Source organism: Arthrobacter sp. 24S4-2 (assembly GCF_005280255.1).
Lineage (GTDB): Bacteria > Actinomycetota > Actinomycetes > Actinomycetales > Micrococcaceae > Arthrobacter.
Genome location: NZ_CP040018.1, coordinates 521,186 through 534,722 on the forward strand (window position 1 = coordinate 521,186; position 13,537 = coordinate 534,722).

Here is a 13,537-nt window from a genome sequence, read left to right on the forward strand (position 1 = left end):
AGCCGCCTTTAACTTTTAGTGACCCTGCCGTCTACGGGCCGGGTTCACAGTCCCAGTTTGCCCGGATTGAGCAGGTTCTTGGGATCCAGCGCGTGCTTGACCACGCGCAGGACCTCGAAACCTGCGCCCAGGGACTTCTCCATGTAGGGCGCCCGCAAGAGCCCAACGCCATGGTGGTGGCTCAGGGTTGCGTCGTGACGGAGGATAACACTGTTGGCTGCATCCCATGCTGCGCGGTACCATGCGGCGCGCTGGTCACGCTCCACATCCCCGCGAAGTGAGAAGTACAGGCATGCGCCATCTACGTAGGCATGGGACTGATGCGCCGAGCCTGCAAGCGTGCCCGGGACGGCGTTGATGGCTGCAACGACTTCTTCGTAGATGGCCGGCAAGTCCCGCCATTTGCCGATCATTTCGAGGGTGTCTGCCACGAAACCCGGACCGGGTGTAAAGCCCTCGGCACTCTTTCCGGTCAGGTAACGGGTCTCGAGCCAACGCTCGAATATTGCATCTCCGTCGAGCTTCTGCCCGGTCGATTTGCAGATACGCTCACTGATGGCCAGTCCGGCTTCTACGGACTCCCGGGCTCCCTCATCGGCCACCAAGAGGACATTGGTTTCGGGGAGGCCGAACTGCACGCCGCTTTCCAAGTTGTCGTAGAGACGAAGGGCAGCGGGAGTTGCTCCTTGCTGCATGATTTGACGGCACGCTTCGAGCCCCTCAGCGAAGCTGTTGAAGCCATATGCGATTGCCCGCCCATAATCCGGAAGCCGTTGGAGCTGAAACCGGATTTTAGTGATGATCCCCAGCGTTCCTTCCGAACCGACGAACAGTTGAAGCAGATCAGGCCCGACGGCGGCACGGGCACTGTTGCCGACACTGACCAGTTCACCGTTGGCCAAAACGACGTCCATGCCATAGACCATGTCTTCGATTTTGCCGTATCGGGTCGACAGTTGCCCGGCGCCGCGGCATGCTACCCAGCCGCCCACGGTGCTGATGGCATAGGAGGAGGGCCAGTGCCCCATGGTCATGCCATATCCGCTTTGGATGCGTTCTTCAAAGATGTCACCGAAGACGCCCGCCTCTACTTCAACGATTTGGCTGTCCGGGTCCCATCCGGTGAATTTGTCCAGCCCGCATACGTCCAGAACGATGCCACCGGAGACGGGCAGCGCAGCGCCTGTGACGTTGCTGCGTCCGGCGGAAACGGTTACCGGGATTTCCTCTGCATATGTAAGGCGCATGACTTCCTGGACCTGTTCGGTGCTGGAGACGTGCACAATAATTGACTGCGGAGTTGCGGGCCGGCCGCTGGTTTCGGCGATCATGGTTCCCGCCCACCAGTCGCGTGTCCCTTCCAGGACCTCTCCTGCGTCCGTCACCACCCTGTCGGCGACGGCGGCCAGTTTGGCCACCAGACCAGAGGGGACTGTGACCGGGTTTTCGGAGAAGTACGGCTCACCGGAAAGAACCCCGAGCCCTTGGGCAAAATGCGGCTGTGTAGGTGCCCCTACGGTGTAGTTGCCTCGGTTGTATCCGCGCTTAAGTGCTTCTTTGCTGATCATTTCTATTTTTCTCCCATCAGGACTGCGCGTTCGTGCGCAGTTTGCTTTACGTATCCGGCCACTTGGGCCTCGATTTCGGTTGCAGGCAGGTCGAGTTCCTTCATCAACAGCTCGCCTACCCTGGCCGCCGCGGCGGCGGACGCATCGCGGGCCATCATCCGGGCGCGGGTGCGGCGGGACAGGATGTCGTCCACACTTCGGGCCAGTTCATGGCGTGCTGAATAGACCACCTCGGCTTCGAGGTAGGGCAGCCCGTCGACGACAGGTTTACCGAGGGACGGGTCTGCGGCCAAAATGTCGGTGACGAACCGGGCCTCGGTGCCGTAGCGCTCACCCAGATGCGCCGCCAAGCCGCCGGAAGCAACCGTCGCTTCCGCATCGTATCCGGCGGATCCCAACAGGTAAGCGCTCTTCGTTTGGCACCGGCGGCGCTGGCCTAGCACCCTCTGTGCCGCGTCGACTGTCTGTTCGGCCATGTGCCTGGATGTGGTGAGTTTGCCGCCGACCACAGTCACCAGACCATCCGGGTCTATGCGGATCTCATGGTTGCGTTTTACCTCGATCGTTTTGCCGCCTGGTGGTGCCACCAGCGGACGGCACCCCCCGGTACTGCCAAGCACCTCCTCGGGCGCAATGTCTATATTCAGGGCAGAACGGGCACCGTCGAGGAGGAAATCCATTTCCTCACGGTTGCAGTTCACATCATCCAGATCGCCGTCGTAGTCCTCATCCGTGGTTCCGAGGTAAGAGGTGTCACCCCAGCGGGTAATGGTTGCCCGGCGGTTGCGACCCGGGACCGGAATGGTCACGGTGCAGTCGTTGCGGATCTTGGACCACGGCACCGCAATGTGCACTCCCTTAGCGGGGCGGATACTCGGCGCGTCTACGTCCTTCCCAGCCCCCGTCCAGTCCCTAAGCCAGACGCCAGTGGCAAGGATTACGACGCCGGCGGATGCCCTAACCTCGCGGTCGCCCACGTCGACGGCCACGCCGCGGACCTTCCCTCCCTCTCTGATAACATCCGAGACCCGGGCACCGTTCAATACGGTCGCGCCATGGAACGCTGCGGTGCGGGCCAGCGCCAGGGTGAGCCGGGCATCGTCGGCCCGTGCGTCGTAATACATGAAGCCGCTCTCCAGATGCTCCGCCCTAAACGTCGGGCAGTGCGAGAGAACCTCGTTTTGTGTGAGTTTCTGGTGAAGCACACCCTCCCGCCAACCGCCGGCGAGATCGTAGGTCCACAGCAGGCTTTCAAAACCGGCCGCTAGACGCCGGTCGAACACCCCGTCTTCGGAGAGCACCGGAAACAGAAACGGCAGACGCTGGACCAGGTGTCGGGCGTTTTTCCGCAGTCTTTGACGTTCCAGTAGTGAATGCCGCACCAGCGGGAGGTTACCTTGTTCGATGTACCGCAACCCTCCGTGGATCATTTTCGAGGACTTGGAGGAAGTCCCGGAGGCGAAGTCATCCTTTTCCAACAAGGCGACCTTGTAGCCGCGCTGGGCCGCGTCCATGGCCGTGTAGGCTCCGGTCACGCCTCCGCCGACGACGATCATGTCAAAGGTCCCGCCGTCGAGTCTGTCTACCTGTTCCGCTCTGGTGAGGTGCAGCGGGACGTCCGAAACCATCCGGGCCCGGTCCGCCTTCGGCTTACGTGAGGGCATGGAAATCATTTGTATAACTCTCTTCATGTCTGGTGATTTGTGTTCGGGGTTCCGCATCCACCTGTGCGGGGTTAGGTGCTAACGCGCGGGGCTACTCCCGGGCCAGAGCGAGCTCGCTGTCGACTCTTGCTTTCCACAAGGCACGCCGCCGGGAACGCTGCTCCGGGCTGATGCGGGGCTGAAAAATGTCTCCGCGGCTAAGCGTGGACGTGGCGTCCTTGAGGGAATTCCATAGCAGTCCTTCGGAACCGGCCAGGAACGCGGCCCCCGCAGGCTTGCCAGCTCGGAGCCGGGGAGTCTGCGCATAGGAATGCCTGTCAGGTCCGCCTGCATCTGGATCAGGGGATCACTGCCGGACATGCCACCGCCCACGACGATCTCCGTGACACCGATTCCGGCCACTTCGGCGTTGGCCTCGACGCTGCTGGCGACTGAATGAGCGATACCTTCAAGTACCGCGTATGCAACTTCCGCAGGGGTAGTAGACATGGAAAATCCTGTTAGCGATGCCCTGACCCGCGGTTCCATTTCGGGTGTCCGGATGCCTGTAAGGGCCGGGACAAACATCACGCCGTTGGAACTTTCTACCGTTGCGGCCAGTTCGCTGATCTGTTGGGCCGAGTCGAACCAGCCCAAGGTGGAGCACACCCAGTCCAGAGCCGAACCAGTTGTGGCGGTGAATGTTTCAACTGCGAACACCGTCTCCTGGAGTCTCCGCCAGCCGGTCAGAGTCAGAGTACCGGCGAAAAGCCCAGGTTGGGCGGGCAGGTTGTGCCCGGTGACGAGGTCCACGAAGCTTCCGGTCCCATGGACGCACATCGCCTGACCCGGGTCGACACAGCCCAAGCCGATGGTTCCTGCGTGCTGATCGCCGATAGCCGCCAGAACGGGCACGGAGATGCCGATGGCTTGCTCATCCGTATGGCCTAGTAGCTCCGCGTCCTGGCACAGGTGTGGCAGCAGGTCCAGAGGGAAGCCAAGGGCTTCTATCCAGTCCGTCCGGTAGCGGTGTTCGCCGAGAATGTACGCTCCCGCGGAGGTCGCGTTCGTGGCTGTTGCAACGTAGCTGCGTTCCTTGGTGAGGTTCCACAGCAGCCACGTCTCGATGGTGCCGAAGCCGAGTCTGCGGCCGGCGTAGGCTTCGGCAACCGCAGTTGACTCCCTTAGCTGGTGGGCCGCCCAGAGGTATGGCGAGCGTACGCCGGTTGGGCGGCCCACGGTGGCTGTCAGGGTCGGGTCCCATTCCGGGGCTAACGCCGCTAGTTCCGGAGCATACTGGCTGTCCTGCCAGACCATGGCCGGCACCAGCGCCTGGCCGCTCTCTTTATCCCAAAGCACCGCCGTTGACCGCTGTGTGGCGATCGCAAGTGCCTGAAGCTGGACCCCTTCCTCGGCCGCCTGCGAAACCACGGCACGGCACGCATTGATGGTTTTCTCCAGGATTTCGTTGGCGTCCTGCTCCACAACACCGGCTCGCGGGCTGGTTACGTTCAGATGACGGTACTCCAGTGCATGCGTATCGCCGTCCGCGGTTACCCAAGCCGCTCGGGTGCCCGTTGTTCCTTCATCGATGGCCAGAATGGCCGGAACACCTAATCCCTCGTTCCTCGTCATATGTCAGCCGACCGGAAGGGTGGACTTGGCGATGTCACTCTTGAACTGCGGCGCATCCATTTCCTCGTCGGGGCTAAGTGCCGCCCGGGTCGGGTCCCACTTAATGATGCTGCAGACAATGCAAGCGGTCAGAGGAACCGCGGACAGGATCAGAAAGGTCGGACCCAAGCCAAGCTGTTCTTTAAGTAGGGGGAACACGAGCAGGCCGAGAGCGGCGCCGGTACTTCCGATGGCACCGATGACACCGTTCGCTCCGGCCCGCAGTTCACTGCGGAAGGACAGCGTGGACAGGCTCTTACCGTTGGCCCCGGGCCCGGCGGAGTGGAACAGGATGAACAGCGAGGGCACTAGGAAGGCCAGTAAGAGCGGCATCGTCTGATAGAAGAGTCCCATAATCACCAGCATGATGAATACTGCTCCAAAGCCGAACGCGGAGGCCTTGCGCAGCCCAAAGCGAGCACCGATTTTTGGGGAGCTGAAGCCGCCCAGAATGCCGAAGAGGTTGAAGACTAAGGCCCCAGGGTTGCGACCACGAAGTCTTGGCCAAAGAGGGTGAGGCTAATAATGGGCAGGTACCAGCCCACGGCAAAGTACTGGATGGATTGGGCCATCTGGACTGTCCCCGCCAGGATGGTGCGGGGGAGGTAGGTGCCACGGAAGATCAAGGCAATGTTGGCGAATCCTCTGGTTGCCTGGTTGAGGATCGGGGTCCGGTCTCCGGGAGCGGCCGCGGTGAATTTTTCGCCGTAGATTTTGCTCATCGACACGGCAGCACGTTCAAGCAGACCTTTCCTGGCCGCCCAAGTCGGGCTTTCGACCATGAACAGCAGCTGTGCCAGAAAAAGGGCCATGGCCACGATACCGGCGGAGCCAACAGCGTAGCGCCAGATCGAGGCGCCTGTACCCATGTTGTAGAACATCACAGCCAACAGGAGGTTTGCGCTCACCGCCGTGTACCAGATGCCCTGCCACCGGTTAATGCGACTCTTAAATCGTGCTGGAGTGAACTCGGCCAGCAGCGCCATGGCAATAGCGAAATCAATGCCGTAAGCGGCGCCTACGAAAAACCGTCCGGCGAGGACGAACTCAAAGCCCGGGGCGAAAGCGGCAAGTGCCGCCCCAATTAATGCCAGAAACTTGGCAAAAACCAATGGGGGTACGCGACCCCATTTATCGGCCATCCAGCCGCCAATGGGATTGAAAACGATGGCAACCCAGGAGGCCAAAGATGTCAAAAGGGCTACCTGCATAGCGCTTAGCTGAAGGTCCTTGGTCATGGGCCCCAGCCCCGCACTCAGCGCGGAGTTGGAGAAAGCATCGAGAAACAAGCCGCTCAATGCCAGCCACCATATGACGCCAGCACGGCCCGCAATTCTGGGGCGGGCGTCGATGTAAGAAACAACATCATGTACGCCGCGTAGAACTAAACTTGACAATTTTTCGACCTCTCTGTCGAGAGACTTCGCTGTCAGAGGCCGCGTTCCAGGTACAAAAAAAGGGCGGATAGAGACCTCCAACAGGAAGTCTCTATTCTTACCCTGATGCAGTGAGTGTACTCACATCCCCCAAGCCTGCAAGAGGCCGCGTTGACTCATCAAAGATGCCCGCGTAGCTGCTATCGAAGAATCATTTGGTAATGCCCGCGTAGCGGCGCGTCTGCTGGGGTGGTATCCGCCGGCCCGGCACTGTGAGCCATGGAGCTTTCGATGAGCGAACGCAAGGCCGTCACGAAGACCACCGCCCTCCGATATGCCCGGTCGGACCGTGCGGCCAAGAAGGTCATCCTGGACGAGTTGTGTGCCCTGACGCTGTGGCACCGTGACCACGCGCGGAAGGCGCTGCGGCAGGCACTGGTGCTCAAACAGGTCAAGCCCCGGCCGCCCAGAGCCCCGGTCTACGGCGATGACGTGATCGAGGCGCTGCGGTTCTGCTGGGCCGTCCAGGGCACCCCGTGCGGGCGCCTGCTGGCAGCAGCACTGCCGGACTTGGTTCCGCGGCTGCGCCGGTTCAAGGAGCTGAGTATCGAGGACGGAACGGCGGCGTTGCTGCTGAAGATCGCCCCGGCCACCATCGACCGCCGGCTCAAGGGTGACCGGGGGAAACTGGATCCCCGGGGCCGCTCCCATACCAAGCCGGGAACACTGCTCAAGGACTCCATCCCGATGCGGACCTGGGCCGAATGGGACGATGCGGTGCCAGGGTTTGTGGAGATTGATCTGGTCGGACACGAGGGCGGCAATTCCAGGGGTGAGTTCTGCTTCACCCTGACAATCACTGACATTTCCACGGGGTGGACCGAGACCCGGTCGGTCAGGATTCAAAGCCCAGAAATGGGTGTTCGCCGCGATCAAGGAAGCCACCGCGGCGTTCCCGTTCCCGATCCTGGGGATCGATTCGGATTATGCCGAGGAAAACGCTAAGCCGAGGAGGGCGGCCGCTGCCCACGACTGGCGGGAAATCCGGATGGTTTCCTCGGCTTAGTGCCCGCTACCTTCTACGGGTTTACGTTCGTCGTATCCGTAAGGCCCGTTGGAAGGGGAATGTCATGGATGCGACGGTCAGGCAGATTGGTGAGCGCGTTGTTGCCGCGTTGGAAGCAGCTGGCTATACGCGGTTGACGGTCTTGGAATACGTCAAATGGATTCGACGACTGGAGGAGCTGTCCCGAAGACAGGCCGGTGTCTATACGCCCGAATTGGGCGCCGAATTCGCTTCGATGACGACGAGCCCGCGCACGGGGAAGTTCAGCGATCAGCGGCGCAAAGCGCACCGACGTCTGAGGGATCTGTTCGACTCCTGTCTGCTCACCGGGACGGTTGACCTTTCGCTCAACCGCCGCGGTCAGGAACCGGCGGTACCCCAGGCTCAGGCGTTCATCGCCCTGCTGGTCTCCTGGTCCGACGAAATCGCAGAACGTGGACTGGCGGCGGAGACCCGCGGCGCCTATAACCGCGTTGCCCGGGGCTACCTGTTGTAGCACCCCGATGTGGCCGTGATTCTTCGAAGTATGCACCACAAATGCACCACGAAGGCCCTGATTATGCAGAAAAACCCCGGATTACCGGGGGTTTTCTTTGGCGGTGCCGGTGGGATTTGAACCCATCGTTGCAGCAGGAGCGACATTGCTCGGTTTGACCCTGCCGTCCCGGGGAAGAATTTTCAGGAGGAGGGAACGACGAAATTATTAGGCTGTGCAAGGGACGACCGTGACCACGTGGGTTTCGGATGTGGTCCCTTATCGCTGGTAAGCGACAGAAATGAACTCGTAAAAACGTGGATATCCTCCTCCTCCATGTGCTCACCGTCATTGGATGCGGGCAAGGCACGCCATCTTTGACCGTGCGCGCGCCTGAGACAGTCACGGAACCCCGCATTTATTCCGCAGATTCGATGACAACCGACGAAAGCGGATGACAGCAGAAAACAGCCTTGACCAGGGACGATCGAAGATGCCGATAGCCCGCAAAAACCCCTGGCAGAGCAGTACTCTTACTCGAAAGGTCACCGGATCGACGCCGGTCGGAGCCACCACTGGGAAGCATCAGTTCTTCGGAACTGGTGCTTTTCTTCTTTAACGGCCTGTGGACCGGGCCCAATCACGGACCGGGCGCGGATCAGGCCTTTGTCAAAATCAGTGGTCCGCATTCTCGACGGTAGAGCCGTTCGGCCCGATCCCCGGTACCATGGATGGCGCTATCCTCAGGCATGGGTCCGTCACCAAACCAAGAGAAACCCCGGATCGTCGTCGGTGTGGACGGTTCCGCGATGTCGGTCGCGGCACTGCGCTGGGCCGCCCGGATTGCCCTGGCCCTGGACGCCACGATTACGGCCGTTGCCGCCTGGCATTTCCCGGTTGATACCGGTTTCGGCTGGTCCACGCCGTCGGACTGGGACCCGGAGGCAGGCGCCAGGGAGGTTCTCAAGGAAGCCCTCACCACAGCCTTCGGCGACAAGCCCCCGCAGGGACTCACTCAGCGGACGGTCATGGGGCACGCCGCCTACGTCCTGATCGAGGAAAGCCGCAGCGCCCACATGCTTGTTGTGGGTTCCCGCGGCCACGGCGGCTTTGCCGGACTCTTACTGGGGTCAGTCAGTTCGGCATGTGCGGAGCATGCCAAATGCCCTGTGGTAGTGGTCCGCGGAGCCGATCCACAAGATGGCGCCCCCCTCTTGAGGCCAACACCGGCAGTCTGAGGCGCCCGCCCGCCTGTCGAAACTCGCCGCCCGCCCGGCATTTTCCGTCACGTGGTCCTTTCCCCCGTAAGCCGCGGGGGAGAAGGCCGTATGCGGGAGTTCCTGCACGTGCCAGGGGACGGCCTGCCTTCAGCCTGGAAACCTAACTTTGTTGGCAGAACGTTGCCTTACCAGTTCGGATCTGCGGACAAGCCTAGGAGCACCGGTCCGTCACCCGCCGAGGTCGGAACCGCCGTCGAAATTAGTCGTTGACTGGATCCAAGTAACGCGCGTAACCTAAATCACACGCTCCAAGTAACGCGCGTTAGTTGGAGTCTTTTCAGCTGGCCAGGGCGGCCAGTGTCGGCAGAATTTTCGGAGCATTCAATGGCGAACAGCACACAGGCAGCATCGGAGCCGGCACCCACCGTCCCCGTGCACCGCGGGGTCACGATGGCAGACGTTGCCAAGCATGCCGGTGTGTCCCGCACCGCGGTGTCCTTCGTCCTCAGTAACCGCGAGAACGCCAGCATCTCCGAGGAAACCCGCACCCGGATCCTCGAAGCCGTCCAGGCGCTCGGCTACCGGCCCAATGCCGGCGCCCGCGCACTCGCCTCCCAGCGCAGCGACTGGTACGGCATCGTCACCGAGATCGTCACGGCACCGTTCGCCGTCGACATCATCAAGGGCGCGCAGGACCAGGCCTGGCTGGACCGCCGGTTCCTGCTGATCGCCCCTTCCGACCAGGCCGATGCAACAGGACCAAACCAGGGCATGGAAGATGCAGCCGTTGAAAAGCTGCTGGAACAAAGGGTGGAAGGACTTCTCTACGCGGCCACTTACCACCGGGCCGTGCACGTTCCAAGAAGCGCCAACGAGGTGCCCACAGTCCTTATCAACTGCTTCGACGCGGACGGGAAGCTGCCCTCGATCGTCCCGGACGAGCGCGCGGGGGCCGTGTCGCCGTCGAACGTTTGCTCCAAGCCGGCCACTCCAGAATCGGGGTCATCAACCTGGATCCGGACATCCCCGCCGCCGTCGGGCGTCTGGCGGGGTGCCGCGAAGCGCTCGCCGAAGCAGGGCTGGAACTGGATCCTGAACTCGTCGTCTCGGGACACGCAACGGCGGATGGCGGCTACGAGGCCGCCTGCGAAATTCTTGACAAATATTCGGCTGGGGCAGGCAGGCCAACTGCCCTGTTCTGCCTCAACGACCGGATGGCTATGGGCGCCTACGACGCCATCAAGGAGCGCGGGCTCGCCATCCCCAAAGACATCGCCGTGATCGGCTTCGACAACCAGGAACTCATTGCGGCCTACCTCAGGCCAAAACTGACCACGGTTGCGTTGCCCTTCGAGGAGATGGGTGCGCTGGGTGTCCAGACACTCGCAAGCCTTACAGCAGGACAGCCGATCATTGCACATCAGCAAATGGTCGACTGTCCGCTGCTAGAACGCTATTCAGTCTGACGGCAAATCAACTACTGAACGGCAACCCCAAAGAGATATCCATCATGACACAAGCACGATTCCTGAGGTCTGCCCGGATCGCGGCGGCCGGCCTGGCAATGGGAGCCCTGGTGCTCACCGGCTGCTCCGCCAACGCGGGCAACACCGGCTCCGCCAAGGCTGACGCCTCGGCCCAAACCGCACTCCTGACCATTCCCCGTGAGGACATGGGCACGTTCGTCCGTAACTTCAACCCGTTCGCGCCCACCGTGGCCCCCATGACCCAGCAGGCCATCTACGAATCCCTGCTGGTCTACAACCCGGCAAACGGTGACACCACCCCGTGGCTGGCCAGCGAATGGAAGGCGGGCGCGGACGGCAAGTCCATCACCTTCACCCTCCGCGACGGCGTGAAGTGGTCCGACGGCCAGCCGCTGGTCCCGGCCGACGTGGTCACCACGTTCGCCCTGCAGAAGAAGATCAAGGGCGGCTACGACTACCTGGACACGGTCACGGCCGAAGGCACCAACCAGGTCACGTTCAGCTTCAAGACCGCCTGGTCCCCGGCTTTGTTCGACCTCGGCCAGCTGAGCATCCTGCCGGACCACGTCTGGTCCAAGATCGCGGACCCTGAGAAGGACGCCAATGAGAAGCCCGTGGGCACCGGCCCGTACACCGAGGTGGACACCTTCCAGGCCCAGTCCTTCGTGCTCAGGAAGAACCCCAACTACTGGCAGCCGGAAAAGCAGAAGATCGCAGGCATCAAGATGCTCGCCTTCGCCGGGAACGACGGCGCCAACCTCGCCGCCGCGAACGGTGACGTGGACTGGGCTCCGCAGTACATGCCCAACATCGAGAAGACCTTCATTTCCAAGGACCCGGACCACCGCAAATACTGGTTCCCGCCCACGGGTTCCATGATCAACTGGCAGCTCAACACCACCAAGGCGCCGTTCAACGACACGGACGTCCGCAAGGCCCTCAGCATGGCCGTGGACCGAGAGCAGGTCACCAAGATCGGCATGAGCGGCTACACCAAGCCGGCGGACTGCACCGGGCTGTCCGGGAATTATGAAACGTGGAAGAACAAGGAAGTCCAGGACAACTGCGACTGGACCAGGCTCAACGTTGACGAGGCGAACAAGCTCCTGGACAAGGCCGGCTACCCCAAGGGTGCGGACGGCAGGCGCACGCTGAAGGACGGCAAGCCCTTCGAGTTCAAGATCTCCGTGGGCGCCGCGTCCTCCGACTGGCTTTCCGTGGCCAACGTGATCGCGCAAAACCTCGCCGAGGTGGGCGTCACGGCCAAGATTGATTCCCCCGACTGGGCCGCCGTGGTTGCTGGCTACGAGACCGGCGACTTCGATTCCGGCATCGTGTGGAGCGCCAACGACCCCAGCCCGTACAAGTACTTCGCCGGCATGATGGGCACCAAAACGGTCAAGCCCGTGGGGGAGAAGGCGTTTGAGAACTACCACCGCTTCGGCGATCCCAAGGCCGATGCCCTGCTGACCGAATTCGCGGCCGCCGCCAATGAGGACAAGCAGCACGAAATCGTGGACAAGCTCCAGGAGGAGTACAGCGCCGCAGCCCCCGCCATCCCGCTGTTCGCCGGCCCGGAATGGGGCGCCCACAACAACACCCGCTTCACCGGCTGGCCCACGGAGGAGAACCCGTACGCCACCCTGTCAGTCCGCGCACCCACCACGGTGCTGGTCCTGACCTCGCTGGAGCCGGCCAAGTAAGACCCGGCCCGCCGGGCCGTTGGCCCACCAGCCCGCCCTTCCGCAGTAACGGCGTGCCCGGTGCCCCCGCACCAAAACCAAGGCACCGGGCACGCCGCCCCACTTCCGCAATTCCCGAATGGAGGGAAACCGTGCGCTTTATCCTGCGCCGCCTGGGTTTTTACCTGATCGCCTTCTGGGTGTCCATCACTTTGAATTTCCTGCTCCCGCGCTTTATGCCGGGGGATCCCGTATCCCGCATGTTCGCCCGCACCCAGGACCGCATGCAGCCCGAACAGATCGAGGCCCTGCGCAGGCTGCTCGGCGTCGACGACCGGCCCATCTGGGAGCAGTACGTCGACTACCTGCACAACATGGTCACCGGGTAGATGGGTGTGTCCATTTCAAGGTTTCCCACCCCGGTCACCGAAGTGATCGCCTCGCAGGTGGGCTGGACGCTCCTGCTGGGCGGGACCGCGCTGGTGATTGCCGCCGTCGTGGGTAACCTGCTGGGCATCCTGGCCGCCTGGCGGCGCGGCGGTGCCATTGACTCGGCACTGCCTCCGCTCTTGATCTTCATCGGCTCCTTCCCGTACTTCTGGCTCGCGATGGGCGCCCTGTACCTCTTCGGCGTCACGCTGGGCTGGTTCCCCATCCGCCACGCGTTCAGCGACACCATTGAGCCCAGCTTCAGCTGGGAGTTCATGTCCGACGTCGGGATGCACCTGGTGCTGCCCGCCCTCACCATCGTGCTGGTCTCGGTGGGCGGCTGGATGCTCGGGATGCGCAACACCATGATCGCCACCAACGCCGAGGACTACATCACCATGGCCGAAGCCAAGGGCCTCCGCCCGGGCCGCATCATGTTCCGCTACGCCGCCCGCAACGCCATGCTGCCGTCCGTGACCAGCTTCGGCATGAGCCTGGGCTTCGTGGTGGGCGGTGCCCTGCTGACCGAGGTGGTGTTCGCCTACCCCGGCGTGGGCTACCAGCTCCTCAACGCCGTGCAGGGCCTCGACTACCCGCTCATGCAGGGACTCTTCCTGACCATCACCGCCGCCGTGCTGCTGGCCAACTTCCTCGTGGACATCCTTTACGTCCGCCTCGACCCGCGCGTGCGCGCCAACTAGGAAGGACGGACCGTGACCTCTTCCATCGCAACCACCGCCTCCACCGTGTCGGGGGAGACCCCCGCCGGCGGCACTCCGCCGGGCACCCTGGCCGGAAACACGGCAGGAACGCCCGACGGCGGCACCGGACTTCCGCCCGGAGCCTCCGCCCGGAGCCTCCGCCCGGAGCCTCCGTCCGCAGGCCCAACCGCAGCCTGCTGCACGGCCTGCTGACCA

General features: G+C 62.5%; 10 protein-coding genes and 2 pseudogenes. 7 read left to right on the forward strand and 5 right to left on the reverse strand.

What is annotated here, in order from left to right; translation table 11 throughout:
- Positions 1–44: 44 nt before the first annotated feature.
- The 5 genes from FCN77_RS02520 to FCN77_RS26200 form a co-directional block, all read right to left on the reverse strand.
- Complete coding sequence (locus FCN77_RS02520) at positions 45–1,568, reverse strand: FAD-binding oxidoreductase (protein WP_137320979.1); 1,524 nt, start codon at positions 1,566–1,568, stop codon at positions 45–47.
- A 2-nt stretch (positions 1,569–1,570) separates the two neighbouring features.
- Positions 1,571–3,232, reverse strand: a complete 1,662-nt coding sequence (locus FCN77_RS02525) for a glycerol-3-phosphate dehydrogenase/oxidase (RefSeq protein WP_254678819.1) — start codon at positions 3,230–3,232, stop codon at positions 1,571–1,573.
- Positions 3,233–3,310: 78 nt separating this feature from the next.
- A complete protein-coding gene (locus FCN77_RS02530) occupies positions 3,311–4,846 on the reverse strand; it encodes an FGGY family carbohydrate kinase (RefSeq protein WP_217496221.1) in 1,536 nt (511 codons plus the stop codon).
- 3 nt (positions 4,847–4,849) lie between these two features.
- A complete protein-coding gene (locus FCN77_RS26195; protein WP_217496222.1) occupies positions 4,850–5,239 on the reverse strand; it encodes a hypothetical protein in 390 nt (129 codons plus the stop codon).
- Positions 5,240–5,355: 116 nt separating this feature from the next.
- Positions 5,356–6,363: an MFS transporter gene (locus FCN77_RS26200; RefSeq protein ID WP_217496223.1), complete on the reverse strand. Its 1,008-nt coding sequence runs from the start codon at positions 6,361–6,363 to the stop codon at positions 5,356–5,358.
- A 189-nt stretch (positions 6,364–6,552) separates the two neighbouring features.
- Here FCN77_RS26200 and FCN77_RS02540 point away from each other — a divergent pair, with 189 nt between their 5' ends.
- The 7 genes and pseudogenes from FCN77_RS02540 (at position 6,553) to FCN77_RS02570 (ending at position 13,534) form a co-directional block, all read left to right on the forward strand.
- Positions 6,553–7,266 carry a hypothetical protein gene (locus FCN77_RS02540; protein WP_137320981.1) on the forward strand — a complete coding sequence of 238 codons (714 nt, stop codon included), beginning with the start codon at positions 6,553–6,555 and terminating at the stop codon, positions 7,264–7,266.
- A 125-nt stretch (positions 7,267–7,391) separates the two neighbouring features.
- Positions 7,392–7,823, forward strand: coding sequence for a hypothetical protein (locus FCN77_RS02545; protein WP_137320982.1), 432 nt, complete (start codon positions 7,392–7,394; stop codon positions 7,821–7,823).
- 728 nt (positions 7,824–8,551) lie between these two features.
- Entirely contained in the window at positions 8,552–9,040 is a 489-nt protein-coding gene (locus FCN77_RS02550) for a universal stress protein (protein WP_137320983.1), read from the forward strand.
- 366 nt (positions 9,041–9,406) lie between these two features.
- Positions 9,407–10,488, forward strand: a pseudogene (locus FCN77_RS27520) (LacI family DNA-binding transcriptional regulator).
- 44 nt (positions 10,489–10,532) lie between these two features.
- A complete protein-coding gene (locus tag FCN77_RS02560) occupies positions 10,533–12,212 on the forward strand; it encodes an ABC transporter substrate-binding protein (protein WP_137320984.1) in 1,680 nt (559 codons plus the stop codon).
- Between the two features lie 131 nt (positions 12,213–12,343).
- Positions 12,344–13,321: pseudogene (locus FCN77_RS02565) on the forward strand (ABC transporter permease).
- Between the two features lie 12 nt (positions 13,322–13,333).
- Positions 13,334–13,534 (forward strand): hypothetical protein, encoded by a 201-nt coding sequence (locus FCN77_RS02570; protein WP_137320985.1) that lies wholly within the window; start codon positions 13,334–13,336, stop codon positions 13,532–13,534.
- The last annotated feature ends 3 nt before the right edge of the window (positions 13,535–13,537 follow it).